This is a genomic window from Cyanobium sp. Cruz CV13-4-11 (assembly GCF_024346055.1).
Classification (GTDB): domain Bacteria; phylum Cyanobacteriota; class Cyanobacteriia; order PCC-6307; family Cyanobiaceae; genus Cyanobium.
In genome coordinates, this window is record NZ_JAGQCH010000003.1 from 1 (window position 1) to 25,601 (window position 25,601).

27 protein-coding genes are annotated in these 25,601 nt (G+C 66.9%); 6 read left to right on the top strand and 21 right to left on the bottom strand.

From position 1 onward, the window contains the following. The 4 genes from KBZ12_RS03075 to KBZ12_RS03090 all read right to left on the bottom strand — a co-directional run. Positions 1–774 (bottom strand): transposase (locus KBZ12_RS03075; RefSeq protein WP_254956268.1); only part of this gene is annotated, 774 nt, incomplete at its 3' end. A 26-nt stretch (positions 775–800) separates the two neighbouring features. Continuing rightward, the gene (locus tag KBZ12_RS03080; RefSeq protein WP_254956269.1) at positions 801–2,369 is read right to left on the bottom strand and encodes a hypothetical protein; all 1,569 of its coding nucleotides are present in this window, start codon (positions 2,367–2,369) and stop codon (positions 801–803) included. Between the two features lie 697 nt (positions 2,370–3,066). After that, complete coding sequence (locus KBZ12_RS18365; RefSeq protein WP_261359775.1) at positions 3,067–3,270, bottom strand: thermonuclease family protein; 204 nt, start codon at positions 3,268–3,270, stop codon at positions 3,067–3,069. Between the two features lie 132 nt (positions 3,271–3,402). Next, positions 3,403–3,597 (bottom strand): hypothetical protein, encoded by a 195-nt coding sequence (locus KBZ12_RS03090; RefSeq protein ID WP_254956270.1) that lies wholly within the window; start codon positions 3,595–3,597, stop codon positions 3,403–3,405. Positions 3,598–4,194: 597 nt separating this feature from the next. On the opposite strand from KBZ12_RS03090, the gene KBZ12_RS03095 reads away from it, so the two are divergent. After that, positions 4,195–4,800, top strand: a complete 606-nt coding sequence (locus tag KBZ12_RS03095; protein ID WP_254956271.1) for a pentapeptide repeat-containing protein — start codon at positions 4,195–4,197, stop codon at positions 4,798–4,800. Between the two features lie 716 nt (positions 4,801–5,516). On the opposite strand, the gene KBZ12_RS03100 is transcribed toward KBZ12_RS03095, so the two are convergent. The 10 genes from KBZ12_RS03100 to sppA all read right to left on the bottom strand — a co-directional run bounded on the left by KBZ12_RS03100 (position 5,517) and on the right by sppA (position 11,992). Next, positions 5,517–5,705, bottom strand: coding sequence for a hypothetical protein (locus KBZ12_RS03100; RefSeq protein WP_216905632.1), 189 nt, complete (start codon positions 5,703–5,705; stop codon positions 5,517–5,519). 160 nt (positions 5,706–5,865) lie between these two features. Further along, positions 5,866–7,356, bottom strand: coding sequence for an AAA family ATPase (locus KBZ12_RS03105; protein ID WP_254956272.1), 1,491 nt, complete (start codon positions 7,354–7,356; stop codon positions 5,866–5,868). A gap of 3 nt (positions 7,357–7,359) precedes the next feature. After that, positions 7,360–7,851, bottom strand: coding sequence for a DUF177 domain-containing protein (locus KBZ12_RS03110; RefSeq protein WP_254956273.1), 492 nt, complete (start codon positions 7,849–7,851; stop codon positions 7,360–7,362). Continuing rightward, a complete protein-coding gene (gene yidC / locus KBZ12_RS03115) occupies positions 7,848–8,987 on the bottom strand; it encodes a membrane protein insertase YidC (RefSeq protein WP_254956274.1) in 1,140 nt (379 codons plus the stop codon). The genes KBZ12_RS03110 and yidC overlap by 4 nt, the downstream gene beginning before the upstream one ends. 75 nt (positions 8,988–9,062) lie before the next feature. After that, entirely contained in the window at positions 9,063–9,527 is a 465-nt protein-coding gene (locus KBZ12_RS03120) for a PH domain-containing protein (RefSeq protein ID WP_254956275.1), read from the bottom strand. Next, positions 9,493–9,900, bottom strand: coding sequence for a ribonuclease P protein component (rnpA, locus tag KBZ12_RS03125; RefSeq protein WP_254956276.1), 408 nt, complete (start codon positions 9,898–9,900; stop codon positions 9,493–9,495). The genes KBZ12_RS03120 and rnpA overlap by 35 nt, the downstream gene beginning before the upstream one ends. A gap of 18 nt (positions 9,901–9,918) precedes the next feature. Beyond that, positions 9,919–10,056 carry a 50S ribosomal protein L34 gene (gene rpmH / locus KBZ12_RS03130; RefSeq protein WP_015108935.1) on the bottom strand — a complete coding sequence of 46 codons (138 nt, stop codon included), beginning with the start codon at positions 10,054–10,056 and terminating at the stop codon, positions 9,919–9,921. Between the two features lie 28 nt (positions 10,057–10,084). Then, a complete protein-coding gene (locus KBZ12_RS03135) occupies positions 10,085–10,702 on the bottom strand; it encodes a DUF2808 domain-containing protein (RefSeq protein ID WP_254956277.1) in 618 nt (205 codons plus the stop codon). 56 nt (positions 10,703–10,758) lie between these two features. Continuing rightward, positions 10,759–11,175 carry a chorismate mutase gene (gene aroH, locus KBZ12_RS03140; RefSeq protein WP_254956278.1) on the bottom strand — a complete coding sequence of 139 codons (417 nt, stop codon included), beginning with the start codon at positions 11,173–11,175 and terminating at the stop codon, positions 10,759–10,761. A 4-nt stretch (positions 11,176–11,179) separates the two neighbouring features. Beyond that, positions 11,180–11,992, bottom strand: coding sequence for a signal peptide peptidase SppA (gene sppA / locus KBZ12_RS03145; protein ID WP_254956279.1), 813 nt, complete (start codon positions 11,990–11,992; stop codon positions 11,180–11,182). Between the two features lie 104 nt (positions 11,993–12,096). Between sppA and KBZ12_RS03150 the strand changes: the two genes are divergently transcribed. The 3 genes from KBZ12_RS03150 to KBZ12_RS03160 all read left to right on the top strand — a co-directional run bounded on the left by KBZ12_RS03150 (position 12,097) and on the right by KBZ12_RS03160 (position 16,194). Next, complete coding sequence (locus tag KBZ12_RS03150; protein ID WP_254956280.1) at positions 12,097–13,059, top strand: DMT family transporter; 963 nt, start codon at positions 12,097–12,099, stop codon at positions 13,057–13,059. Next, positions 13,056–14,285 (top strand): glycosyltransferase, encoded by a 1,230-nt coding sequence (locus KBZ12_RS03155; RefSeq protein WP_254956281.1) that lies wholly within the window; start codon positions 13,056–13,058, stop codon positions 14,283–14,285. Before KBZ12_RS03150 ends, KBZ12_RS03155 begins: the two co-directional genes overlap by 4 nt. Positions 14,286–14,346: 61 nt before the next feature. Next, a complete protein-coding gene (locus KBZ12_RS03160; RefSeq protein ID WP_254956282.1) occupies positions 14,347–16,194 on the top strand; it encodes a glycosyltransferase family 39 protein in 1,848 nt (615 codons plus the stop codon). Here the strand turns inward: KBZ12_RS03160 and KBZ12_RS03165 are convergent. The 7 genes from KBZ12_RS03165 to hpf all read right to left on the bottom strand — a co-directional run bounded on the left by KBZ12_RS03165 (position 16,188) and on the right by hpf (position 22,872). Then, a complete protein-coding gene (locus tag KBZ12_RS03165; RefSeq protein ID WP_254956283.1) occupies positions 16,188–17,693 on the bottom strand; it encodes a cell wall metabolism sensor histidine kinase WalK in 1,506 nt (501 codons plus the stop codon). The genes KBZ12_RS03160 and KBZ12_RS03165 overlap by 7 nt on opposite strands. After that, positions 17,690–18,100: a response regulator transcription factor gene (locus tag KBZ12_RS03170; protein WP_254956284.1), complete on the bottom strand. Its 411-nt coding sequence runs from the start codon at positions 18,098–18,100 to the stop codon at positions 17,690–17,692. The genes KBZ12_RS03165 and KBZ12_RS03170 overlap by 4 nt, the downstream gene beginning before the upstream one ends. A gap of 145 nt (positions 18,101–18,245) precedes the next feature. Next, entirely contained in the window at positions 18,246–19,433 is a 1,188-nt protein-coding gene (locus tag KBZ12_RS03175; RefSeq protein ID WP_254956491.1) for a glycosyltransferase family 4 protein, read from the bottom strand. Between the two features lie 48 nt (positions 19,434–19,481). Further along, positions 19,482–20,822: an MFS transporter gene (locus tag KBZ12_RS03180; RefSeq protein WP_254956285.1), complete on the bottom strand. Its 1,341-nt coding sequence runs from the start codon at positions 20,820–20,822 to the stop codon at positions 19,482–19,484. After that, on the bottom strand, positions 20,819–21,625 hold the full coding sequence (gene recO / locus KBZ12_RS03185) for a DNA repair protein RecO (RefSeq protein ID WP_254956286.1): 807 nt from the start codon (positions 21,623–21,625) through the stop codon (positions 20,819–20,821). Before recO ends, KBZ12_RS03180 begins: the two co-directional genes overlap by 4 nt. Further along, positions 21,618–22,295, bottom strand: coding sequence for a deoxyribose-phosphate aldolase (deoC, locus tag KBZ12_RS03190; RefSeq protein WP_254956287.1), 678 nt, complete (start codon positions 22,293–22,295; stop codon positions 21,618–21,620). Before deoC ends, recO begins: the two co-directional genes overlap by 8 nt. Then, positions 22,285–22,872, bottom strand: a complete 588-nt coding sequence (gene hpf / locus KBZ12_RS03195; protein WP_254956288.1) for a ribosome hibernation-promoting factor, HPF/YfiA family — start codon at positions 22,870–22,872, stop codon at positions 22,285–22,287. The genes deoC and hpf overlap by 11 nt, the downstream gene beginning before the upstream one ends. Positions 22,873–22,935: 63 nt before the next feature. On the opposite strand from hpf, the gene lipB reads away from it, so the two are divergent. Then, positions 22,936–23,616 (top strand): lipoyl(octanoyl) transferase LipB, encoded by a 681-nt coding sequence (gene lipB / locus KBZ12_RS03200; RefSeq protein ID WP_254956289.1) that lies wholly within the window; start codon positions 22,936–22,938, stop codon positions 23,614–23,616. Positions 23,617–23,643: 27 nt separating this feature from the next. After that, positions 23,644–25,572 carry an AMP-binding protein gene (locus KBZ12_RS03205; RefSeq protein ID WP_254956291.1) on the top strand — a complete coding sequence of 643 codons (1,929 nt, stop codon included), beginning with the start codon at positions 23,644–23,646 and terminating at the stop codon, positions 25,570–25,572. Positions 25,573–25,601: the final 29 nt, after the last annotated feature.

A 25,601-nucleotide genomic window follows, 5' to 3' on the forward strand; every position in this document is an offset into this window, starting at 1 on the left:
GCCGCCGCGGGCCTGGAGCCCTTGGGAGCGGAGGTATGTCTCGAACATCTCGAAGAGCTCTTCAATCACTCCCGCTTTACGCAGCCGCTCCCTAAAGAAGGCGACTGTAGTTGCATCCGGAATGCTGTTCATCACACCAAGACCAACAAACTCCTCGAAGGAGCGCCTATCATTCACCTGGAATTCAAGCTCCTCATCGCTAATATTAAAAAGCTGCTGGAGTACAAGCATCTTGAAAAGGATCAGCGGATCAATCCTCTTTCGCCCTGCGCTGCTCTTCCGCTCCAGTATGTAGCCTTGATCAAGAAGAGGACGAAATGATTCCCATGGGATCGACTCAGACAGTCGCTTCAGAACGGGCTTCTTCTCTTGGAGTTTTGAAACTCTTTGTTGCTCATCCCAGAAACCTCGTTGGCCCACTGTGGCAATCAGATCACACTTAGTAATTATAGCCGTGATTCCATCAGAATCAAGTCCACTTAGCAATTTTCGAGGTGCCCTTAAGTGTGGCTCCGCTTGCAAGAGCATGGGCAGCTTCTCAGCAATGGATGGAATTGTCCCAACAACCCAAACAGCACCTACCCATATAGAACCTACCAATGAGACCAATAGGAGCGCGGTCAGCAAACCGTACCAGCCTGTCGGAGATTGTCGAAGCAGAGTTCCGACAACGCCGATGGCAGCACTTTCAACAAGAATTAGGCCGCTACTCCAATCTCTTACTAGCTTCAGTGCCTCAAGATGGTTGGTTCCGTGTTGGTTGGACGAGTTCATCTGTCGAAGTTAGATACAGGGGGAAATCATCTAGTGGCGGTCGCACCGTCAAGCCCAGTGGCTTGGCTGTGGATTCCCCGTTGGCGATGAAGGCAACGGGGCGGAACTCTAGGGAGACTCAGGGAAAAAGGCTTGGGGTAAGTCTCCCGCAAGATTTCTATCTCGGCAAAATGTGTCAGGATTGAACTTAGTTCTTCTCGAACGCGCCTGTGGAGCAGAGTGGGGTCCTGTTGGAGATCTTTTAACATTCGAGTATGCGCCTCTTTGGTGAGTGAAAAAGTGTAGTCTTGAATACGATCTCCGTAAATCTCTCGGTACTTGGGTGTCAATTCCTCATGGTACTTGAGCATAATGGGAATCTTCACAGCATTAGCAGCGTCATTAACTTCCTTGTGAAATCTTTGAATCATTAATTCCCTAGGAAACTGCGGATGCCCGCTGAGCTCAAAAAAGAAAGGCGATTCTGTGCCATCAACTTCCTGCCTCACTACAAAAATTCTGTTAGTGGACTCCTCAGAGCTGGCTTTCACCAGCCGTCTCCAGGGAATCGTAAAATGTGCTGGATGCTTCAAACTCTCTGACGAGAATGCTTCGAGTACCAGTGGCGAGTCATCTTCAGATCTCCCAAATCCGCCTATTGCTTCACCTAATATAGGCAAGGCTTGACCAACGAAAGTCGCTACAGCCTTGGTCGATATCTCTTTACCTAGTGACCCTTGATTGTCTGGATCTGCTGGCAAGAAGACAATACCTTCTTTTGCAATGTAAATAATACCCTCATTCTCAGTCATGTCGACTCGACCTCCATTGGTTGTCCACACCCAGCTTGATTCAACCAAATCGGATGATGCTATCTCGGATTCTGATAGGCGGTACTCTTTTAATGTGCTCATGGGAATGGAGTAGCTTTCATTGTATGGATAGATCTTGTTTGCCGTTTTAGGCGCGTACGGATCGATTGGTCGGTCAATCGCTTTGCGCATGACGAATAGTGAACCAAGAAAGGCTGCATTCCCAGCTAGGACGGCTGCTAACAGAACAAAGAGATATTCAGGATCCTGACCGGCTGCGTTTAGGACGACAATGAAAGTGGCGAATCCCGTAACGATTCCGTACACCTTGGACAAGTTCAGGACGGTTGTTCTTGTCATCCGTTTGGCGCGTTCTCTATTGATCAGTTCTTCGCTCGTTAGAAGGGACGCCCAGGGGTATGGAAGGGTTGATGCATCCAATGCCTTCACATCTATTTTCGATAGATGCATCGACCCTTTGAATACAAAGAAAAGCCCAATCAGCAATACGCTAAATCCCAAATTGCTCGCGAACCGTAGCCATGAATTCGTCGCGAGTATAAAGATGAATCCGACAATGGTCGGTGTGAGCCCAATACTCAAGTAGTAACGAGCCGTTTCTTGCCGATTTAATGCCGATTCAAATGCACAATACCGTAGAGATATTGGTATTAGTCGGGCATCTAGGCCTGCCTTTGCGAACTCGTTAGGTAAACCGCTTTCAGGCTTGCCAATAATCTGGGACTGCTTCGTTAGGTTGAAAGCGGCAGCGAGGTCTTCTAATGCCATCGGGATGTTTTCCATTGCTACCGATAAGGGCTTGACTTCTTGTCGGCCAATATATCCGATACAGTCGAAAACGGAACGTTGGCATCAGCTCTGCTTATCTTTGTTCGATGGATCTTTGTTCTCATGGTTGTAGGTCATGAGTTTGGCTTGGAATCTCAAGGAATTCCCAAGTCAGCATGTGGGTGATTCGGCTTGCTTTCAAGAGGTGACTTTGAGCTGGCTGGATTGGCAAGACTCAGCGGACTTGTTGTTTGATTCATGGACCTGCTGACACTAAGCTGAGACTCTGCTTTTCATTGATTTTCAAAGACAGAAAAGCTGAAGGCTTGGAATCGCCTGGACGTTATGGATACTGCCTGAATTCCTTGAGGTCTTCAGTTCATCTCAACGCCTCATAAGCCTCTCCGTCTCCATTTCCATCCAAATAGGTATGCCTCTCCCCCAGCAGCTGCTGAGCATGCTCCCACGAGCGCACGTTTCGGCAGAAGCACCGCCTTCCTGAGCTTAGCCTCGATCCACCATTGATGATCGTGAGGCTCACCACCCGCTGCGGTCTGGCTTCCGGCTGGCTCCGGTCTCTACTCTGGGCTGCCCTGAAATCCCATGGGCGCTTGATTCCCCCGGCAGACCTCCAGACACCGAGCCGGTAACGCTCAGCGAGTTTCTCCCGATCGAGACACGCCCACTCGTCGCATGGCTGCAGGTACTGGCGTTATGCGAAGGCGTGGCCTTGTTGGACCAGGGTCAGCCCTGCGTTGGCTCCGTTAGGTGCGAACACCTCAGCAACGGTCCGCCCGTAGCGGTCTCTGGTCTGCACCTTGAGGGTGACTGTGGAGCCGATTGGGAGAAGAGCCTGGAGTGCCTGCCTTGCCTGCTGACCGTGGGCGGCTGCGCCATCTCGGGGGCGTCGATGCAGGCCACTCGGATCGTGAGCTTCCGTCCGGCTTCCTCAACCCGCAGGGTGTCGCCATCACCGACCGAGATCACATTGGCCGCTGCCGCAGGGCCAGCCAGGAGCGGCCCTGAGGCGTACAGACCAGGGATTCGACTAAGGCTTGGCAGCTTTTGCCCCATCACACTTCGCGTTCTTCTTGACCGCTGAACCTTTGGTCGACCGGCAGAGGTACTGGGTGCTGCCGTCGCTTTTCTGTACCTTCTGCCAATAGAAGCCGCCGGGACTGGGCTTTCCTTCGGCAACCACCTTTGCATCGGCTGGCAGCGGAACCAGGGTGAGGGTGGCCAAAGCCGTCGCAGCCAGAACTGAGAAGCGCATCGTTCAGACGTTGTCTTGCGGCATTCTCGCTGACTTCACCGCTCAGGGGAACCCTGTAGGCAGTCACTCCATCACCATGAACCCCTGCCTCTGGCACTTCGACGCCGACGGCGGACCCCACGAACGCATCGGCACAGTTTCCGGCGAGCACGTCCCGGTCTTCTTCCCTCGGACTGACGAGAGGCACCTCCCTCAGCATGGTGGGCGCCCATAGGCGTGCATCTTTCCGAGGGCTTCATGGGTGGCCGACTGGGACTGGGCCTAATGTCAGTCAGTAACGGGCGCTTGGGCGTGGTTGAACCTGCCAAACCATTGTCTGGCCGCATCCCTCCTTGGCGCTGGAGTTTGTGGGGGCCATGGCCGCCAGGTGCATCACAACGAAAGCCACCCCCGGCGGATGACGCGATCAGAGCCCGCGCTGAACAACTTGCTCAACGCCGCCCCTGGTGCACCGATGAGCAGAACTGGGTAGATGCCAGCCTGGAGCTGAATAGTCCATTCCTCCTCCGGTGGCGGCCACGTCTTCTGCGCTGTTTAGGCGCGTCTGAGAAGACGTGCTGGGACTGGATGGACCTTTCGCTAAGGCTCTCCATCCCGGTGACAATTTCGATCCTCGGCGTGGTTCTTCCTTGGTTGAATAACAAGCACCAAAATCAATTCGCCGAGAACAATAAGAAGGACTCAGTCCTCCGTGAATACATCAGGGATATGCAGGGGATACTCTTGAAAAAGGAGGTGGCTGAAGAAGTCACGGTCATTGGCTCTGAGGAGAATAGCCTTGCTCGTGCTCTTGCAGTTACCGCCCTAGTCCAGTTAAGGGGTGAGAGGCAAGAACGGAGGGACTTGCTATTTCAATTCCTGAGAGAATCAAATCTCCCGATCCTTGGAGGGAATGAAATGCATCAGGGAACCAACCTCAGCTTTGCCGACTTGAGGCAGACCAACCTTAAATCTACAGGCCTCAGAGGTACCGACATCCGAAAGGCCGACCTCAGCGGGGCCTACCTCCATGAAGCCGACCTCAGAGGCGCCAACCTCAGTGGGGCTGACCTCAGCGGGGCTGACCTCTACGAGGTCAAATGGGACCAGAAAACAAAATGGCCTGACAAGTCAGCCTTCGAGGGCGCAAGGAATATCCCTCGCAAGCTGAAGAAACAGCTGGGCCTGGATTGAGCATCGGGTCCTTTTCTGCGACTCCCTTGGAGCATGGCGCCGATGTGACATGAATGGCGAGCTTGCCATCGGACCCGATCGAGCCAGCTGGGGACACCCTTGGCGAGCTTGGTCTTGAACTCGGGGCTATGGGTGCTGCGTTAGCTCATGGGTGGGCGTCCACCTATCAGGGGGGGCGCTTGACAGGACAACAATGAGTCTTGTCCAGACAAATCAGATCGCCAGTGCATGCCCTTGGACCATACCCAGGCCCACCATGATCTGCTTCTCAACGCTGCTTGCTTCAGGCAACTCTCCCCATCCCTTCTCCATGGCGAAGAGCTTCCGACAGCCGATTGTTTCGACTTGGGCCTTGTAGCTATCTGGTTTCCCCGGTCAGGGGCACAGGCGTTCATGCAACTGGGCCAGGGAGCGTGGCCCAAGGTGTGTCCCAAGCCTGCTCTCTGACGGCCCTAAACCCGCTGCGGTGACTGACTTCTGGAGTAGGGCTTACCTGGTTGAAGAACGTCTTGTTGGCCAGGGCGGACATCAGATCCCGCAGGGGGATGGGGAGCTCGGCAGGCAAGGGCAGGGGTGGTGGCGCCGGTGAAGCATGGCAGTGGACGCTTCAAGCTGGAAGCTCACACCAACCGGAACATCACCCCTCAGCGTTGAAGGCTTCTGGGCTGAAGGCATCAGATGAAAGATTCAGCCCTGGGAAACTGGCGTTGTTCCTCTCAGTTGCTGGAGATCACCTGACCCACCACCACGGCCGCCACGGCCGAGAACAGGGTGATGCCGAGCGCCGTCAGGGGGCTCTGGCCCTGGGCCACCGCCAGGGTGGTGATCACGCCGGCCCCGAGGCTGGCCACGGCGAGCTGGGAGGTGAGTTCGCTGCCGGTGCGGGGGCTGGGGCTCGGGGTCACGGCGGCTTCTTCACGATTGATCGTCAGACGCTACGGGCGATGAATCGTTCGTCACCACCGCCCCCTCCAAGCTGTTACCAGGCGTGGTTGTTCTTCATGAAGCCGTTACATCGGGCCGCTTCGATGCATTGAAAGTCTTCCACTTTCGTGCTGATTCGCCTCAGGAAGGCTGCCCGGCGCCTGAAGCCGGCCGGGCCCGGCCGCTGCTGGCCCAGCTGCGCAGGGCCTCCAGTTGCTCCCGGGCCGTGCGCGACAGGGGCACCACCTGGCTGGCGGCGGCAATCAGATCGGCTTCCCCCAGCTCGCGGCCCTCGCCAAAGGCCAGGTGCATGGCCTCGATCACGGTCTGCTCCAGTTCGGCGCCGGAGAAGTCGGCGGTGCGGTCCACCAGCACCTCCAGCGGAATCGTGTGGGCCGGCCGTCGCCGCCGCAGCTGCAGATCCAGGATCGCCCGGCGCTCTTCAGCGTCGGGCAGTTCCAGCAGGAAGATTTCGTCGAAGCGGCCCTTGCGCAGCAGTTCCGCCGGCAGCCGCTCCACCGCGTTGGCGGTGGCCACCACGAACACGGCGCTGCTCTTCTCCGCCATCCAGGTCAGCAGGCTGGCCAGCACCCGCTGGCTGGTGCCGCCGTCGCTGCGGCCGTCGCCGCCGCCGAAGCCCTTGTCGATCTCATCGATCCAGAGCACGCAGGGGGCCATCGCCTCGGCCCGCTGGATCATCTCCCGCGTGCGCGCCTCGCTGGCCCCCACCAAGCCCGCGAACAGGCGCCCCACATCGAGCCGCAGCAGCGGCATGGCCCAGCTGTGGGCGATCGCCTTGGCGGTGAGCGACTTGCCCGTGCCCTGGGGCCCGATCAGCAGCACCCCCCGGGGCAGGGGCAGGCCGTAGCGCTGGGCCTCCTCGCTGAAGGCCCGGTGGCGTTGCTCCAGCCAGTGCTTGAGAGTCTCCAGGCCGCCGATGTCGGCGGGGGTGGCCTCGGTGGGGCAGTACTCCAGCAGTTCGCTGCGGGCGATGGCCTGGCGCTTCTCCTCCAGCACCTCGCTCAGGTCTTCGATCCCCAGCTGGCCCCGCTGGGCCAGGGCCCGGGCCGCCAGTTGACGCACCCGCTGCTCGCTCAGCCCGTGGCAGGCGGCCGTGAGCTGCTCCAGGACTCCCGGGGCCAGGGGCTGGCCGCTGGCCCCGGCGATCGCCCGCAGCAGCCGGCCGATCTCCCGCGCCTCTGGCAGGGGCAGGTCCAGCAGGGTGACGCTGTCCTCCAGTTCCCGCGGCATCTGCCATTCCGGGGCGCTGATCACCAGGGTGTGGGGCACCTGCCGCAGGCTCACGGCCAGGTTGCGCAGCCGGCGGCAGATCCCCGGATCGTCGGCATAGCGGTGGAAGTCCTTGAGCAGCAGGATCGCCCCCTGCTCGGCGGGGAGCCCATCCAGGCCGCCCAGGGCCGCCATCGGCTGACGCACCGCCTGGCCCTGCAGGTTGGGGGCCCCGGTAAGGCCACCGATGAAGTCCCAGCGCAGCAGGGTGCGCCCCCCCAGGCGCTCGGCGGCCCGCTCCAGCAGCCCCTCCACCCGCTCCTCCTCCAGGCTGCGGATCCAGAGGATCGGCGTGCGGGAGCGGATCAGAAGATCCAGCTGATCGCCCAGGTCGTGGACCATGGCTCAGCGCAGGGAGCGAAGGGCCGCCCAGCGGGGGTCACCGCCCCCTTCGCCGCCGGCGTCGCCGCTGGGCCGCGGCGGCCCGGGGCAGTCGGCCCCGCAGCGGTTCACCAGGGGCAGCTGCAGGCTGAGCTGCTCGAACAGCCAGCGCTCCGGATCGAAGCTGTCGCCGGGATCGAGGCATTCCACCGGATCCTCGGCGGCGAACACCACCTCCTCCTCCTCGGGGCCGGCCACCTTGATCTCCAGGAGCTCGCGGGCCTGGGTCGCCAGGGCGTGGTTGTAGGTCTGCAGGCAACGGTCGCAGCAGAGGGTGATGATCGTTTCGGCCGTGCCCTCCACCTCGAGCACGGTGCCGTGATGGAGGGCGCGCATCTGGCCCCGCACCGGGGTGAGGCTGGCCAGACCGGCGATGGGTTGCTCGACCGTCCAGCTGCGGCCTTCGCTCAGCAGCCGCAGCTCCTGCAGGGGCAGCGGCTGCAGCCGGGGAATCATTTCTTGGCCTTGGGCTCGAAGGGCAGGCGGCCACCACCGTTGCCGCCGCCGGCCGTGGCCGTGGCCGGCGTCTGGGCGAGTTGCTTGTCGAGGATCGCCTGCAGGTTGTCGGGCAGGGCCTCACGGGTGAGCAGGAAGGTCTGGACCCCCTGGAACACGTTCGCCACCACCATGTAGAGCAGCACCCCGGCCGGCAGCGGGAAGAACAGGAACATCGCCGTGATCATCACCGGCGTGATCTTGTTGGCGGTGGCCTGCTGGGGGTTGGCGGGCATGCCCATGCCCGAGAGCAGCTGGGAGGCGAACAGGGAGGCGCCGAAGGCCCCCACCAGGATGGCGATGTCCCAGTTGATCGCCCCATCGGTGTAAAAGCCCACCTGGCCGAGGGCCTTGATGAACAGGAAGCCGCTGCGGGCGGCCAGCCCGGGGATGCGCGCCTCGACGGTGGCGTCGCCGGGGGCCAGGGCCGTGATTTTGCCTTGGTCATCCACCTGCACCACACCCTCGCCCTTGGTCACCACCCAGCTGGGGGTGAAGCTGTCGCCGTGCTCCACCGTGCCCAGCAGGGAGGCAAAGCTGGTGCCGTCCTTGCCGTGCAGGGCCACCTGGGTGCTGTCACCGACGCCGAGCTTGGTGCCCCCGTCGAGGCTGGCGATCACGGGAACGTGCTCGGTTTCGCTGATGAAGATGGAATGGCTGGCGCTGTTGAAGGGCTTGGTCTCCACGGCCGCGATCTCCTCGGCCGGCAGCACCTTCAGGTTGATCGGGTAGGGGACATCGGCGAACGGCGATCCCCTCAGAGTGGCGAACAGGGCGAACAGGATCGGCATCTGCACCAGCAGGGGCAGACAGCCCGACAGGGGGCTGCCGAACTCCTTCATCAGGCCGCCCAGTTCCTCCTGCTGTTTCTGGGGGTTGTTGGCGTACTTGGCCTTGATCTCCGCCTGGCGCTGCTGCATCACCGGCTGGGCGATGCGCATGCGCCGGGCGCTGCGGATCGAGCCGGCGCTCAAGGGGAACAGGGCTAGGCGGATGACCACGGTGAGGGCCACGATCGCGAGCCCATAGCTGGGAACCAATCCGTAGAAGAAGTCGAGGATCGGGAGCAGCAGGTTGTCGGAGATGTAGCCGATCACGGCAAGGGTGCGCTGGGGTGGGGACTCTCGGCTGCCAGTGTGCCCGACCGGGGAGACCGGATGGGGGTCAGGTGGTCAGGCGCTTTCACGGGCCGGGGGGGCGAAGCCGGCGGGACCGGTGGCCCCGGGGGTGCGTGGGGCGGCCTTGCCGCGGCTCTCGCGGCGCTCCTCGATGTAGGTCTCGAGCTCGCGGAAGCGCGGCACCGCACGCATTTCAAGCTTGGCGCCGTCGTTGAGGACGAGCACCATGTCGCCCCAGGCGCCGAAGCCCCGCGGCACGGAGCGCACCTCGCGGATCTGGCTATAGACCACCTGGGTGCGGTCGCGGCCGAGCCAACCACCGCTGACGCTGATGCGCCGGCTGGTGATGCGGAACCGCAGCCACAGGGCCCGCACGATGGCCCCCACGGCGAAGGGAATGCCGATCAGCGTGAGGCCGAACAGCAGGTTGATGACCAGGTCGCCCTTGGCGGGTCCTCCTTCATAGAAGACCGTTTCATTGATCTCAAGCTTGTTCTCCACCCTGTCCTCCGGGGTCAAGGAGCAATCCTGCCTGGCGCAGCAGATAGGTGAATTCTCCCAGAAGCTGAGCCTCGCCGCGTTCCAGGCAGCCGGGCTTGAGCGTGATCAGCAGCCAGAGGGGACTGGCCGGCGCCGGTGGGTGGCGCAGCAGCTGGTCGTGGAAGAGGCGCCGCAGCCGGTTACGGCGCACGGCGAGCTTGCTGACCTTGCCGCTGATCACAATGCCACAACGCCAGGGGCTGGCGACCGGAGGAGTGCCCGGAGGGAGCAGGGACTGGTCGGCGGCAAGGATGCGCAGTACCAGGGCTGGACCCTGGAAACGGCGACCCTGGCGGTAGAGGCGATCAAACACCCGCCGGCCCCTGAGCCGGTGCTGCTGCGGCAGGGCCACGGCCCTTCCCGGTCGGCCTCAGACCGCCAAGCGGGCCCGACCCCGGCGACGGCGGGTGCGGATCACGCGACGACCCGTGTGGGTGCGCATCCGCACCCGGAACCCCGAAACCCGCTTGCGCTTGCGGCTTGTCCCTTCCAGTGTGCGCTTCGTCATGCTGCTGCTTGCTCAGTGGATCACCCTATCAGTTGGTGTTGTTGGGGACGATCTGGATCAGCCAGCTGCCCAGGTAGCCCGAAACCGGGATGTCGCCGGGGGCCTGGGCCAGGGCATTGAACTGATACATGCCGGCGTTGAACGGGTTGAACACGTTCATGTAGACCCCGATCGTGTCCTTGTCGGAGACAGGGGTTTCCGGGAAAATGTCGATGGATCTGCCATTGGCAGACACCTCGATCGTCGCAGGGATTGTTTCCAGGCAGCGGGTCCTCTTCAGCATCCCCCCTTCACTCATCCTGCAGAGCTTGACCTGCTTGGGATCGATCGTGGTGTCAAAGTGACTGGGAATGCTGATGCTCAACTTGAGGATCGCCGTCTTGCGGTCCTTCGGCCGCAGCATCAGGTAATACTCCGCCCGCTGCATGCGGACAGTGTCGGTGGTGAAGAAGTAAAGCTTGCGGTAGTCCTTGTTGTTTTCCCAGCGGAATTCCATCAGCCCGGGCGTGCCCTGGGCGAGGGAAGGCGCGGTGGCGACAGGGGAGAGGCCGGTGGCGGTGGCCACGGCCAGCGCTCCGAGGCCGGCGGTGCCCAGACGGCCGATCAGGCTGAGGTGATGGGACCGCTCACGCGGAAAGGAGGGCATGGCTGGAGGAAACGTGATCATGAAAGTCTCAACACGCCCATGCGCCTGTCGGGTCTTCAGTGGTCGGAGGGGGAGCTGGCTGGGGCCGAAGGCTCACCGCGATCGGCCCGATCGGGCCTCAACCGGGCGGCGTCCCGCAGGTAGGGATGCACCACCTCCCGACCGGTGTCCATCCAGGCGTGGGCCAGCAGCCGGATGCAGCGGGGCAGGTCTCCGGCCACCGCCATCTGCTGGCAGTCCAGCAGGGCCACCCGGCCCCAGTCGGCACGGCGCCTGGCGATCGCGGCCGGGAAGCAGGCATCCAGGTCGGCGGTGACGGAGAACGTCACCGAGAGCAGCCGATCCCCCACCAGATCGTTGCGCTGCAGCAACTCCTCGATCAGTTCAGCCACGGCCTCCGCGATCGCGTCGCCGGTGTTGGCGCTGGCGGTGGTGGCTCCCCGCAGGGCCCTCAGCTCGAGACCAGGCTTCATGACATCAGGGGCGATGGAGCCAGAGGGGCTGGCCGTTCCAGGCCAGTTCCAGGCTCAGGGACTGGGACAGCTGCAGCAGCAGTGTGGCCCCCGGCAGCAGGCCGAGCAGCTTTCTGGGCGGTTTGCCGAAGGTGATGGCCCGGGTTTTCTCCGGATCCAACCCCGCCAGTTCCGCCGCCAGCCGGCGGGCACTCTCTTCGTCCCCCAGGACGTCCACCAGGCCCAGGGGCAGGGCCTGGGCGCCACTGAAGACCCGCCCGTCGGCGAAACCGCGCACCACCTCCTCCTCCAGCCCCCGCCCCGTGGCGACCGCGGCGACGAACTGGCCGTAGCTGGAATCGATCAGCTCCTGCAGCAGCTGGCGTTCGGCCTCTGAGAGGGCGCGGTCGGGCGAAAGGATGTCCTTGTAGAGGCCGCTCTTGACGGTTTCGAAGCGGATGCCGATCCGCTTCAGCAGCCGCGAGAGGTCGTTGCCCCGCAGGATCACACCGATCGAACCGGTGATGGTGCCGGGATTGGCGACGATCTTCTCCGCCGCCACCCCCACGTAGACCCCGCCGGAGGCGGAGATGTTGCCGAAGCTGGCCACCACCCGGCAGCCCTTCTCCCGCAGGCGCAGCAGGGCCGCATGGATCTCCTGGCTGTCGCCCACGGTGCCGCCGGGGCTGTCGATGCGGAGCAGCAGCGCGGGGCACTCCCGTTGCTGCACCTGCTCGATGGCCTTCAGCACCCGGACGCGGGTGCCCCCGGCGATCGGCCCTTCGATGGCGATGCGCGCCAGGGTTCGTCGGGACTTGCGGCGCCAGGGCCAGGGCATTGTGGAGATGCGCGGTGGCTGGATCTTAAAAAGAAGGCCTGGAGAGGCCTGCCCCCGCGCCGCCCACCCCTCCACCTCCACCGACGCCCCAGGCCGCACTCCCCATGCCCCGGACCCTGCGCTGGGTGTTGATGCTTCTGCCCTTCGCCCTGTGGGGCACAGCGATGGCGGCGATGAAGCCGCTGCTGCTGGGGGCCTCCCCGGCGATGCTGGCCAGCCTGCGGCTGCTGCCCGCCGGGCTGGTGCTGCTGCTGGCGGCACGCCTGCTGGGGCGCTCCTGGCGCATCGATCCCGTGGATTGGCCCTGGCTGCTGCTGTTCGCCGCCGTCGACGGCAGCCTGTTCCAGGGCTTGCTGGCCCGGGGTCTCGGCCAGACCGGGGCAGGTCTCGGCTCGGTGCTGATCGATTCCCAGCCCCTGCTGGTGGCCCTGCTGGCCCGCACCCTGTTCGGCGAAGCGATCAATCCGGTGGGCTGGCTGGGCCTGTTGATCGGCCTGCTCGGCATCCTCTGCCTGGGACTGCCGGGGGAGGTGCTGCGTCACTGGTGGCTGCAGGGGCCTCCGGCCCTGCAGGGGCAGGCCTGGAGCCATGGCGAGGCCTGGATGCTGGCCGCGGCCGGGGCGATGGCGGTGGGCACGGTGCTCTGCCGCTACGCCACCCGTCGCAGCGACCCCGTCGCCATCACCGGCTGGCACATGCTCTTCGGCGGGGTGCCCCTGCTGCTGGTGGCCGGCGGCGAGTCCCTGCTGCGGCCTGAGGCTGTGGCCTTCTGGCCCCACTGGAACCTGGGTCAATGGGGCCTGATGGCCTATGCGGCCCTGCTCGGCAGCGCCCTGGCCTATGGCCTGTTCTTCTGGTTCGCCAGCAGCGGCGATCTCACCGGCTTCACCGCCCTCACCTTCCTGACGCCCGTGTTCGCGGTGCTCTGCGGCGTGCTGCTGCTGGAGGAACGGCTCGGTCCGCTGCAATGGCTGGGTGCCGTGCTCGCCCTGATCTCGGTGCTGCTGATCAACCAGCGTGGCCGGCTGTGGCAGGCGGGGGGCAGACCGGAGCCGGTGGCGCCATGAGCCGCACGGTTCTCTTCGTTCACCAGAACTTTCCCGGCCAGTACCGGCACCTGGCGCCGGCCCTGCAGGCCCGCGGCGATCAGCTGGTGGCTATCGGCGGTCCCACCAGCCAGCCCCTGCCCGGCGTGCCGCTGCATCGCTACGACCCGCTGCCGGCCGGTGGGGTGCCCCCCTGTCACCCCTGGACGGCTGATTTCCAGACCAAGGTGCTGCGGGCCGAGGCGGTGGCCCGCTGCCTGGAGTCCCTGCTGCAGGCAGGCCTGCGGCCCGATCTGGTCATCGGCCATCCCGGCTGGGGCGAGCTGCTGGTGGTGAAGGACCTGCTGCCGGACGTCCCGGTCCTGCACCAGGTGGAGTTCATCTACCAGCTGCAGGGGGCGGATGTGGGGTTCGACCCGGAGTTCGCCGATGCCGACTGGCGGCAACGGGCCCGGCTGCGCCTGCGGCGGGCCCCCCAGCTGCTGGCCCTCCAGGACCTCGACTGGGGGCTGGCCCCCACCCCCTGGCAGGCCAGCACCGTGCCGGCCCCCTATCGCCAGAGGCTGAGCGTGATCCACGAGGGCATCGACACCGCCGCCATCGCTCCGCAGGGGTCCGCCCGGCTGCAGTTGCAGCGGGCCGGTCTGAGCTTCGCCCCCGGCGACGAACTGGTGAGCTTCGTGGCCCGCAATCTGGAGCCCTACCGCGGCTTCCACACCTTCATGCGCATGCTGCCCCTGCTGCAGCGGCTGCGGCCCAGGGCCCAGGTGGTGATCGTGGGCGGGGAGGGGGTGAGCTACGGAGCCGCTCCCCCAGGCGGGGGCAGCTGGAAGGAGGCCATGCTCCGGGAGTTGGGCGATGACCTCGATCGCCGGCGGGTCCACTTCGTCGGCCGCGTGCCGCACCCGGTGCTGCATGAGCTGTTCCGGGTCACCGCCTGCCACGTGTATCTCACCGTTCCCTTCGTGCTCAGCTGGAGCCTGCTGGAGGCGATGAGCTGTGGCGCCCTGGTGATCGGCTCGGCCACGGCCCCGGTGCAGGACGTGATCGTCGATGGCCATAACGGCCTGCTGGTGGACTTCTTCGACCACCGGGCCCTGGCCCAGCGGCTGGCGGCGGTGCTGGCCGATCCATCGACCCATGGCGGGCTGCGGCGGGAGGCGCGCCGGACCGTGGTGGAGCGGTTCGATCTGGCCCGGGTCTGCCTGCCCCGCCAGCTCGAGCTTGTGGACAGGCTCATGGCCTGACGGCCGTCACAGGCCCGGCAGAGTGGGGAGCGATAGGTTCCCTCCGATTCGCCCCGCCGGTTTGCCCGCCCTGCCCCGCCCCCAGCGCCGCCGGTTGCTGCTGATCACCCTGCTGCTGGGCTTGGTGCTCTACGCCTGGCAGCTGGGCAGCACGGGCCTGGTGGATGAAACGCCGCCGCTGTTCGCTGCTTCGGCGCGGGCGATGGCGGAGACGGGCGACTGGCTCATCCCCCGGGTCAACGGCCTGCCCCGCTACGACAAGCCACCGCTGGTGTACTGGCTGATGGGGCTCGTCTACGCCCTGCCGGGCCAGGAGCAGTGGAATCCCCTGGGCACCTGGGCCGCCCGGTTCCCCTCCGCCCTGGCCGCCATCGGCGTGATGCTGGCCCTGGCCGACACCCTGCTGCGCTGGCCCCAGCCACCCTTCGCCGCCCCTCTGTCGGTGCGCCCGGGCCTGACGGCCCTCACCGCCGCCCTGGCCTTCGGTCTCTCTCCCCTGGCCCTGGCCTGGGGCCGCACGGCCGTGAGTGATTCCCTGTTCAGCGGCTTGTTGGCCCTGGCGCTGCTGCTCTGCTGGCAGGCCTACGCCGACCCGGCGCGGCGCTGGTGGCTGCCGTGGCCCGTGCTGGGGCTGGCCGTGCTGACCAAGGGCCCGGTGGCGGTGGTGTTGCTGGGGATCACCCTGTTGCTGTTCGGCTGGCTGCAGGCCGACATCGGGGGGCTCTGGCGGCGGCTGCGGCCCCTGCGGGGCCTGGTGCTCACCGCCCTCGTGGCCCTGCCCTGGTATCTCCTGGCGCTCCACAGCGAAGGCCAACCGTTCTGGGACAGCTTCTTTGGCTACCACAACCTGCAGCGCTTCACCGAGGTGGTGAACCGCCATCTGCAGCCGTGGTGGTTCTTCCTGCCGGTGATGCTGGTGGCCAGCCTGCCGGTGTCGCCGCTGTTGCTGGTGGGGCTGGCCCGGGCCATCGGCCCGCTGCGCCGCTCCTGGTGCCCCACCCTGCCGCAGCCGCCCGCCGCCTCCCTGGCCCGCTTCGCCGCCTGCTGGCTCCTGGCGGTGCTGCTGTTCTTCACCGCCGCCGCCACCAAGCTGCCGAGCTACTGGTTGCCCGCCACGCCCGCCGCCGCCCTGCTGATCGCCCTGGCGGCCCAGGGGGGCTGGGCCGGCGGTGGCGGAGAGGCTGGCGGCCGCCCCTGGGAGCGCTGGGCCTGGGGCCTGAGCCTGCTGCTGGTGACAGGGCTTGGACTGGGGTTCCTGCTGGCCCGCCTGTGGCTGCCTCTGATCAACGATCCGGAGATGCCCACCCTGGCAACGGAGCTCCAGGGCAGCCCCCTGGTGCCCCTGGTGGCCGCCTGCTGGCTGCTGGCGGCCCTTCTGGGCTGGCTCTGCCGCCGCCGTCGCGCGCCCCTGCGACTGCTGGCCCTGCAGCTGCCCCTGGTGCTGTTCGTCCCCACGGCCCTGCTGCCCCTGTGGAGCATCGGCGATCGCCTGCGGGGCGAGCCCGTGCGCCGCATGGCGGCCGCCCTGCAGCGCGAGGGCCGTCCCGGGGAGCCCGTGGCGATGGTGGGTGTTCTCAAGCCGTCGCTGCACTACTACGGGCGGCGGGTGGTGATCTACGAGGGCATCGGTGTGGAGGGACCCATCAACCTGGCGGACCGGCTGCGCCGGGAGCGCCGGGTGGGCCAGCAGCCCAGCACGCCGGACGCCCAGCCCACGGTGCTGGTCGTCATCGACCAGATCACGGCACGGGCCCTCTTCTGGCGCCACCTAGGGGCCCGCGAGATCACCAGTGCCGGGGTGTACCGGCTCTGGCGCCTCGACCGCCGACGGCTCGAGGCGTCGGTGGCGAACCTGCGGCGGAACGGCTTCACCCCTGATTGGCAGGCGCCCAGGCCGGAGCGTTACTGAGCCGCCGGCAGGTGGATGTGGAAGCGGCTCCCGACCGCGATCTCGCTCTCGACGTCGATCGAGCCCCCCATGGCCTCCACCAGCAGTTTCACCACCGACAGGCCCAGGCCCGAGCCCCGCTCATGCTCGATGGCATTGCGCCCGCGGTGGAAGCGATCGAACACCTTGGAAATGTCCTCGGGGGCAATGCCGATGCCCTGGTCCTGGACACTGATGCACAACTGGCCGGCCTCCTGGGACAGGTCGAGGCTGATCGGTCGGCCCGGAGGCGAGTACTTGTCGGCGTTCTCGATCAGGTTGAGCAGCACCTGCTGCAGGCGGTCGGTTTCGGCCACCGCCTTGATCGGCCCATCGGCGGCCTCCTTGGGCAGGGTGAGGAGCAGGGGGCGGGACAGCTGGCTGCGGGCGAGGTCGCAGGCGGTGGTGAGCACCTCATCCACCGCCACCGGGGTCAGCACCATCTGCAACTGGCCGGGTTCGCTGCGGGAGAGGTCCAGCAGGTCGTTGAGCATGCGGGTGATGCGGTGGGTCTCGGCCTCGGTGGTGGCCAGGGCGCGCATCTGCTCGGGGTCCAGGTTCTGGCCGCGGCACTGCAGACGGCGCAGGTAGCCGCCGATGATCATCAGCGGGTTGCGCAACTCGTGGGAAACCAGCCCCACGAAAAGGCGCTGCTGACTCCAGGCCAGGGCCAGTCGATCCAGGAGCCCATTGAAGGACCCCGCCAGCTCTTCCACCTCCAGGGGGGCCCGACCCAGTTTGAGGTGGCTACTGGCCAGACTTTCGGAGGTGACGCCGGCCGCCAGGCGATGAAGATCCTGCAGGGGCTGGAGGATGCGGCGCGTGAGGATGGAGATGGCGACGAGGGTGAGCCCCAGGCAAAGGATCCAGACCCCGAGCAGCGCCAGCAGGATGGTGTGCAGTGCCGCGATGTTGGGGCTGATGTCCTCCGCCACCCAGAGCTGACTGCCTTCAGCGGAGCGATGCAGGGGATGGCTGAGGTAGCTGTTGCCCGCCTCGTCTCTCACCAGGCGGTAGTCCGTGCCGATCAGCAGCGGGGTGATCGACGGCCCTGACCAGGAACCCTGGGGCGCCGCCATGGCTCGCTGGATGACGCCGGGGTTCGCCACGGGGTCCCCGGAGAACGGTCCGGGCAGCACCAGGGATCCGTCGTAGCGGTGCACCCAGAAGAAGCGCTCCCTGACGCTGAGGCGATCCAGCTCCTGGCGCAGTTGACTGGCGTTGACGGGGGATGGCTCGCGGCTGCTCCGATCAAGCCAGACCGTCAGGGAGCCCGCCGCCAGCCGCTGCCCCGACTGCTGCTGGCGCAGGAGACCCTGCTGGTTGATCAGCAGGGTGAAGGCGGAGGCGGCCGTGAACCCCAGGAACACCGACGTGAAGGCCGCCAGCCTGAGCTGGCCGAGCAGGCTGCCGAACAGGCGTCGTCGCCAGCCATGGGGAGGCGATCCAGCCTGGGGGGGAACGGGTGGCTGGGTCGTCACAGGGGGCCGTTCCCTGTCCTCTTGGGCAGGAGGCTCTGAAGCAGCTCGGGGAGACGGTCGAGCAGTTCGTGCTTGAGCACGTAGGCGTCGGCGCCGGCCTCCTGGGCCTGGCGGCGCCGTTCGGGGTCGTTCAAGGAGGTGAAGATCACCACCGGCACGGTGAAGCCGTGGGCGCGCAGATCACGCAGGCATTCGATGCCATCGCAATCGGGCATCTGCACGTCCAGGAAGACGAGGTCGGTCCCCCCTTCCCCCAGCATCTCCTCAAGGGCCAGGCCGTTGGTGAGGGAGTGGACCTCGCAGCCGGAGTCCGCCAGCTCCTCGGCCACCATGGCCCGGATGTGGGGATCATCGTCAACGATCGAGACGGTGGGGCGTCCGGATGTGGGCCGTTCAGGGCAGGTCATGACCTGGGTGGCGATGGGGACGATCGCCCGCTGTGCCGAACGTCCCTGAAGGGGACGGGGTGAGTTCATGGAGCCTGAAACCGTGCTTCATCTTGACGCGATCTGAGCGAATCGGCAGGACTTAACAAGTGGCTGAAAAAGCTGATCAGGCCGCCACCGGTTGGGGGCAGAGTTCCTGATAAAGCTTCTCCAGAGCGTCGATGTTGCCGGTCAGGGTGTAACGCTCCAGGGCTCTGGTGCGGGCCCGCCGTCCCAGCTCCGCCGTCAGTACCGGTTGGTCCCGCAGCACCGGCAGCAGGGTGCGCAGCTGGGTGGTGACCCCCTGGGTGCTGATCACGATGCCCGCACCGCCCTCCAGCACCTCCCCATCGGCGCCGGCATCGGTGGCCACACAGGCGGTGCCGCAGGCCATGGCCTCCAGCAGGGCCAGGGAGAGCCCCTCCACGAGCGAAGGCAGCAGGAACACCTCGGCCAGCTGCAGCAGGGCCACCCGCCGGGCCCGGCTGGCCTCGTAGCCCCACCAGATCACATCGGCTTCCGTCCCGTTCTGCAGGGAGGAGCGCAGGGGGCCGTCCCCCACGATGACAAGAACGCAGCCCTGGGGACGCACCAGTCGCCAGGCCTTCAGCAGGGCCTCCACGTTCTTTTCGGTGGCCACCCGGCCCATGTAGAGGAACACGCGCCTACCGCCCACCTGCAGCCGCAGCTGGGCCAGTTCCGGTTCGCTGCCTGGGGCCGCCGGTGCCCAGGCGTCGGTGTCCACACCGTTCGGGATCACCGCCAGCCGCTCACGACGCACCCCCAGTCGCACCAGCACATCAGCCTGCAGCTCGGAGAACACGATCACCCGGTCGAACTTCGCCAGGGAGGGGGCGTAGAGCTGGTAGGTGAGCTGCTGGGTGCCCGCGGTGAGGTTGCGCAGACCGGCGTCGAAGGGGGGATGGAAGGTGGCCACCAACGGCAGCCCCAGCTGCTGGCAGAGGTCGGGCAGACGGAAATCGAGGGGGGAGAGGGTGAGGCTGGCGTGCACCAGATCGGGCCGCTGCCGCTCCAGGGACTCCCGCAACTCCCTCTGGGCGCCAGGGGAGGGGATCGTGTACACCTGCGACTTCACCAGGTAGGGCAGGGCCACCTCGGGGTTCTCATCCGGCCGCCCGAGCACGCTCAGCTCACTGGCCCCGGCTTCCGGCCGGCCCAGGGAGGGTGTGGGCGTGTCGAAGTGAATGAAGCTCACCGAGTGGCCGCGCTGCCGGAGGGCTTCGGTGGTGCTCAGGCCGTAGGTGACGTTGCCGCAGAACGGGGATTTCTTGCCCAACCAGGCAATGTGCATCACCTGTATGGCATCACGCAACAGCGGAATTTAGCAGCGCCCGGCGAAGACTCAACTGCTGCGCCAGGGGCGTTCACTCAGGGCGGCGATCGCGGCGATGGCCGCCAGCCCCCACAACACCGGCAGCAGCCCGTAGCGACTCACCACGGTGCCCGCCAGCACCAGGGGCAGGCTGAGGGCGATGTTGATCAGGTTGTTCTGCAGGCCGAACACCCTGCCGCGCTGGTTCTCCGGGGTGTCCTCCTGGATCGTGGTCTGGGCGGGGATCGCCAGCAGGGCGGCGCCCACCCCCAGCAGGCCGCAGAGCAGCAGGGTGAACACCAGGTTGCCGCGCAGCTGGCCCAGCAGCACCAGACACCAGGCGATGGTTCCGAGGCCCGCACTGGCCAGCAGGCGCCTGCTGAAGCGTTCGCCCAGCTGGGCCATGGCCAGGGCCCCCACGGCCAGTCCCAGTCCGCTCATGGCCAGCAGCACCCCGAAGCGGGTGGGCCCGAGCCCGCCGATCGCGGCCGCCAGGCTGATCGCCAGCACATACAGGGCGGCCAGCAGGCTGTAAAGCAGCACCAGCTGGATCATGGCGCTGCGCACCTTGGGCCGCTCCCGCAGCACCTGAACCCCTTCGCCGATCTCCTCCCAGACGGAGATGGAGCGGGGCTCCCGTGGCGGTTCAGAGATCTCGATGCCGGCGATGACCACGGCCGCGGCGCCGTAGCAGAGCGGCAACAGCACGAATTCTCCACCGGGGATGCCCACCTGGGCCAGCAGGGTGCGCAGCAGGCGCAGGATCGGGTCACCGAGGGCGAAACCGACGATGGTGGCGGCCATGCTGGTGGCCTGGTACACCGAGTTGGCGGCGAGCAGCTGGGGATAGCTCACCAGCAGCGGGATGGCCGCCTGCTCGGCCGGTGCGAAGAACTGGGTCAGCACCGACTCGAAGAACGTCATCGCCACCAGGGCCCAGTAGCCCCAGCTGAGCCCCAGCCACATCGGCCCCGGCAGCAGGCACAGGGGGGCCAGCATCACCAGGGCGGCACGCAGGCCATTGGAGGCCACCATCACGGTGCGCTTCGGCCAGCGGTCGGCCCAGACCCCTGCCACCGTCCCCAGCAGCATCGCCGGCACGGTGTTGGCCACGTAGATGCCGGTGGCCAGCAGGGTGATCATCTGGGCCCGGGTCTCGAAGCTCATCCGGAAGGCCGCGGCCGCCTCGGCGAGGGCCGCGTTGCTCTGCGGCGTGTCCGTCACCCAGTACTGGGCGATCAGGAACACCATCAGCACGATGTAGAACTTGTCCGCCAGCTGGGAGAACACCTGGCCGATCCAAAGCCGCCGGAACCCCGGCAGCGCCAGGACTCCGGCCAGTCCCCGCTCGGTCTTGCCGCTCGGGCTCATGCTGGCTCGGACGGTTGGGAGGGCATGGAGTCGCAGGCGGTCCGCAGCAGTCTGAAGGCTCGGGGTCTCTGACCGAGATGCTCCCCGCACCAGGACTCCACCAGTTCCAGCAGGTGCAGCCACACCACCTCCGGCCCCATCAGCTGGCCGTCGCGGCGGCGAGGCGGGGCGGGACGCGTCAACCGCTGCAGCAGGGCCAGCTCGGAGGCGTTGAGCATCACCCGGGCACCGGGTATGGGCCCGATCGCCAGTCCCTCGCTGGGCAGCAGGCTGCAGCGCCAGGTCCAGTCGCCGATCGGTGGCACCAGCGCGGCGCCGCTGCGGACGCAGTGCTGCAGGGGCAGGGCGAAGCCCCCCAGGGCCAGCAGGTGGACGCTGCCCTGCACCGCCACCGCCAGGGCCTCCACCCGTTCGGCGCGCTCCGTCACCACCGCCTCCAGGCGCCCGAGCTGGAGCAGCAGGTCGGCGAGCACGCCTGGGGCAGGAGCATCCGTGGGCACGAGCTTCAGGCAGAGTTCGGCCAGGGCCTGGGCGGCGGCCAGGGTCTCCAGCCGCTGGGCCAGGCCGCTGTAGTTGCGCAGCACCCGCAGCTGGCGCACCCGCCGCAGGCCGCTGCCGCCCCCCACCTGAAGGAACAGGTGGGCCAGGGGCACCGCCGCCGCCAGGCTGCTTTTCGGCCGTCGTGCCCCCGGCACCGCCAGCCGAGTGAGGCCTTCGGCCTCGCTGAGCAGGGTGAGCAGCCGGTCGTGTTCCCCCAGGGGGCGACAGGTGAGCGCCAGGCCCTCGAGATGGCGTTCAGGCACCGGCGCGCAGGGCCTGCATCAGGGCCACGCCCCGGCTCGTCCCCAGCCGGCTCGCCCCGGCGGCCACCAGGGCGATCGCCTGCTCCAGATCGGTGATGCCGCCGGAGGCCTTCACCGCGGCGCGGCCCCTGGCCAGGGCCATCAGCTGGCCCACCTGGTCGGTCGTCACCGGAGCGCCGAAACCGCTGCCTGTCTTGAGGTAGCGCACACCGGCATCGATGCTGATCTCCACCAGCAGGGCCAGGGCCTCGGGGTCCAGCCGGCCCACCTCCAGGATCACCTTCACCGGCAGGCCCAGATCGGTGATGGCCGCCAGGTCGTCGAGCACGGCGGTGCCGTCACCATCGGCGAGGCCGCCGAAATCCGGCACCACGTCCAGTTCGTCGGCACCGGCGGCGGCGGCCCACTCCGCCTCGGCCCGTTTGATCGCCGCGGGGATGGCTCCGAAGGGGAACCCCACCACGGCGATCAGTTTCACCGCCCCGTCGACCGGCAGCCGCTCGCGCGCCAGCGGCAGCCAGCGCGAGGCCAGGCAGACGCCGGCGAAGCCGAAGTGGCGAGCCTCATCGCAGCAGCGCAGGATCGCGTCCTGGCCCTGGTGCGGATCCAGGAGGGCGTGGTCGATCAGGGGGGCGAGATCGGGCCGTTCGACGTCCCGTTCAGCTGTCACGGGCCTGGATGACGCCGAATCCACCGTGGTTGCGTCGGTAGACCACCTGGATCTGGCCCGTGCCCGCATCGCGGAACATGTAGAAGTCGTGGTCGATCAGGTCCAGCTGATGCAGGGCCTCCTCCAGCTCCATCGCCGGCATGGCGAAGTACTTGCGGCGCACGCCGCGGTGGGGCACGGCGGGCTCAAGGCCATCGGTGAGTGAGTCTCCGGGGTTGGGCAGGCTGGCGGCTCCGGCCTCCTCGGCGGCGGCGGAACGGTGGACCGGACCCTGGGTGCGCTCCTGCAGACGGTCCTTGTAGCGGGTCAGCTGGCGGCTCAGCTTGGTGGCCACCATGTCGATGCTGGCGTAGAGGTTCTCGCTGCGTTCCTGGGCCCGGATCACCACGCCGTTGGCGAAAACGGTGACCTCGGCCGTCTGCTGCGGAACCCTGGGGTTGCGCTCCACCGACAGATGCACGTCGGCTTCCTTGACGAGGCCATCGAAGTGGCTGATGGCGCGGTTGAGCTTGGTTTCGGTGTACTCCTTGATGGCTGGTGTGACGTCGAGGTTGCGGCCGTGGATCAGCAGTTTCATTCGGGTGCGCGTCTCCAGAGGAATGCTGGCTCTGGGACATCCCCAGGCTAGGAACGCAGGTGCATGGCCCCCAACACTCCCGCAATTCTTTTTGAAGCCCAGGGCCCGGTGCCGTTCCCGCTGGCCTGGGACTGGCAGCGCCGTCTGCAGCGCCGCCGGTTCGACGACCCCTCCGCCCCCGACGCCCTGCTGCTGCTGCAGCACACCCCCTGCTACACCCTGGGCCGGGGGGCCAGCCTGTCCCATCTCGGCTTCGACCCGGACCACCCGCCCCTGCCCCTCTACCGCATCGATCGGGGGGGGGAGGTCACCCACCACGGGCCCGGCCAGCTGGTGCTCTATCCGGTGCTCGACCTCCAGCGCCACGGCGGCGACCTGCACCTCTATTTGCGGGCCCTCGAGGACGTGGTGCTGGCCGTGCTCCAGGAGCTGGGGCTCGAGGGGCAGCGCATCGAGGGCCTCACCGGGGTGTGGCTCGAGGGCCGCAAGCTGGCGGCGATCGGCGTGGGGGCCCGACGCTGGATCAGCCAGCACGGCCTGGCCCTGAACGTGAACGGCTCCCTGGAGGGTTTCGGTGCGATCGTTCCCTGCGGTCTGGCCGGCCGGGCGGTGGGACGGCTGGTGGACTGGCGCCCCTGCCTCACCCCAGAGCAGGTGGCGCCGCTGCTGCTGGCGGCCTTCGCGCACCGCTTTGGCCTGACCCTGCGGCCGCCCGGGCCAGAGGAAGGACTGGGAGAATCCTGACCATCCGTTGCGCTGCGCCGGCTGCCCATGAACGCCAGAGCCGAGATCCACTGGAGCGCCAGCGCCCAGGACCGCCGCGCCCTTCTCCGCCGCCGCGACTGGAGCTGGCTCCAGGGGCTCGAGGGCCTCTGGCCAGAACTGGAGCGTCTGTATGGCCCCCAGATGGCGCTGGACGCGCCCCATGGCCGCCACCCGGAAACGCTGCGGTTCGATGAGCTGCGCCAGGCGATCGACCGGGCCGCGGCGGCCTTCGCCGATCTGGGTGTGGCCTGTGGCGACGTGGTCGCCCTGTTCGCCGAAAACGGTCCCCGCTGGCTGGTGGCCGACCAGGGGCTGATGCGGGCCGGGGCCGCCGATGCCGTGCGCGGCAGCGCGGCGCCGGCCGAGGAGCTGCGCTACATCCTCGAGGACGCCGGCGCCGTGGGCCTGGTGCTGGAGTCGGCCGCCCTGCTGGAGCGACTGGCCCTCGATGGGCCGGCCCTGGAACGGTTGCGCTTCGTGCTGCTCCTGGAGGGGGAGGCCCCCACCAACCCGGTGGCCGTGCCCTGCCTCACCTGGGCGGCGTTCCTGGCCCGTGGCGCCTCCAGCCCCTTGCCGCCCTCCCCGACGGGGGGGCCTGGGCGGCTGGCCACCCTGCTCTACACCTCCGGCACCACGGGCCAGCCCAAGGGGGTGCCCCTCAGCCACGCCAACCTGCTGCACCAGCTGCGCACCCTCGGGGTGGCGGTGTCGCCGAGCCCAGGGGATCACGTGCTGTCGGTGCTGCCGATCTGGCATGCCTACGAGCGCACGGCCGAATACTTCCTGCTGAGCTGCGGCTGCCGCCAGACCTACACCACCCTCAAGCAGCTGCGGGCCGACCTGCAGAAGGTGCGCCCCCAGTACCTGATCAGTGTGCCCCGGCTGTGGGAGGCCCTGCTCTCCGGTTTCGAGGACGCCCTGGCGGCCATGCCGGCCTCCCGCCAGCGCCTGCTAGGCAGGGCCCTGGCCGTCAGCCGGGCCTTCCACCGGCGCCAGCGGGTGGCCCTCGATCTCACCCTGCAGCAGGAATCGCCGGCCACCCGGCTGGTGGCTGCGGCGGGTGCCCTGCTGATCTGGCCGCTGCACGCCACGGCCGGGGCGCTGCTCTGGCCGAAGGTGCGCGGCCAGCTGATGGGGGGACGGCTGCGCACCGCCATCAGCGGCGGCGGGGCCCTGGCCATCCACGTTGACGGCTTCTTCGAGGCTGTCGGCATCGAGCTGCTGGTGGGCTACGGGCTCACCGAGACCAGCCCGGTGCTCGCCTGCCGGCGGCCCTGGAGCAACCGTCGCGGCAGCGCCGGGCTGCCCCTGCCGGACACCAGCCTGAAGGTGGTGGACCCGGCCAGCAGGACCCCCCTACCGGTGGGCGAGCGGGGGCTGGTGCTGGCGAAGGGTCCCCAGGTGATGGCGGGCTATCACAACAAGCCCGAGGCCACGGCCAAGGTGCTGGATGGGGAGGGTTGGTTCGACACTGGTGATCTGGGTCTGCTGCTGGCGGATGGAACCCTGGTGCTGACCGGCCGGGCCAAGGACACGATCGTGCTCAGCAGCGGCGAGAACATCGAGCCCGGCCCCCTGGAGGAGGCCCTGGTGGCCTCGCCGCTGGTGGAGCAGGTGATGCTGGTGGGCCAGGACCGCAAGCAGCTCGGGGCCCTGGTGGTGCCGAAGGCGGAGACCCTGGAGGCCTTTGCCGCCGCGGCGAACCTGCCGTACCCGGGTGCCGATCCGGCCCTGCTGCGGGCCCTCTGCCGCGAGTGCAACCGCCTGCTGGCGGCTCGCCCGGGATCCCGCCCGGATGAGCGCCTCGGCGCCGTGACGCTGGTGGAGCCCTTCAGCATCGATAACGGCCTGCTCACGCAGACCCTGAAGCAACGGCGGGATCGCATCGCCGAGCGGGACCGGGCCGCGATCGCGGCGCTCTACGGCGAGGCCTGAGGCTGGACCGCCTCCCCCGCCCCGGTGGC

What these genes read in the sequence shown, in the direction of transcription:
- KBZ12_RS03095 (WP_254956271.1), top strand. Translation starts at nt 4,195, where the DNA reads ATGGACCTTTCGCTAAGGCTCTCCATCCCGGTGACAATTTCGATCCTC.
- KBZ12_RS03080 (WP_254956269.1), bottom strand. Translation starts at nt 2,369, where the DNA reads ATGGAAAACATCCCGATGGCATTAGAAGACCTCGCTGCCGCTTTCAAC.
- aroH (WP_254956278.1), bottom strand. Translation starts at nt 11,175, where the DNA reads ATGAAGCCTGGTCTCGAGCTGAGGGCCCTGCGGGGAGCCACCACCGCC.
- KBZ12_RS03135 (WP_254956277.1), bottom strand. Translation starts at nt 10,702, where the DNA reads ATGCCCTCCTTTCCGCGTGAGCGGTCCCATCACCTCAGCCTGATCGGC.
- KBZ12_RS03110 (WP_254956273.1), bottom strand. Translation starts at nt 7,851, where the DNA reads ATGATTCCCCGGCTGCAGCCGCTGCCCCTGCAGGAGCTGCGGCTGCTG.
- KBZ12_RS03170 (WP_254956284.1), bottom strand. Translation starts at nt 18,100, where the DNA reads ATGACCTGCCCTGAACGGCCCACATCCGGACGCCCCACCGTCTCGATC.
- KBZ12_RS03205 (WP_254956291.1), top strand. Translation starts at nt 23,644, where the DNA reads ATGAACGCCAGAGCCGAGATCCACTGGAGCGCCAGCGCCCAGGACCGC.
- hpf (WP_254956288.1), bottom strand. Translation starts at nt 22,872, where the DNA reads ATGAAACTGCTGATCCACGGCCGCAACCTCGACGTCACACCAGCCATC.
- sppA (WP_254956279.1), bottom strand. Translation starts at nt 11,992, where the DNA reads ATGCCCTGGCCCTGGCGCCGCAAGTCCCGACGAACCCTGGCGCGCATC.
- lipB (WP_254956289.1), top strand. Translation starts at nt 22,936, where the DNA reads ATGGCCCCCAACACTCCCGCAATTCTTTTTGAAGCCCAGGGCCCGGTG.
- KBZ12_RS03150 (WP_254956280.1), top strand. Translation starts at nt 12,097, where the DNA reads ATGCCCCGGACCCTGCGCTGGGTGTTGATGCTTCTGCCCTTCGCCCTG.
- KBZ12_RS03180 (WP_254956285.1), bottom strand. Translation starts at nt 20,822, where the DNA reads ATGAGCCCGAGCGGCAAGACCGAGCGGGGACTGGCCGGAGTCCTGGCG.
- rpmH (WP_015108935.1), bottom strand. Translation starts at nt 10,056, where the DNA reads ATGACGAAGCGCACACTGGAAGGGACAAGCCGCAAGCGCAAGCGGGTT.
- KBZ12_RS03105 (WP_254956272.1), bottom strand. Translation starts at nt 7,356, where the DNA reads ATGGTCCACGACCTGGGCGATCAGCTGGATCTTCTGATCCGCTCCCGC.
- KBZ12_RS03155 (WP_254956281.1), top strand. Translation starts at nt 13,056, where the DNA reads ATGAGCCGCACGGTTCTCTTCGTTCACCAGAACTTTCCCGGCCAGTAC.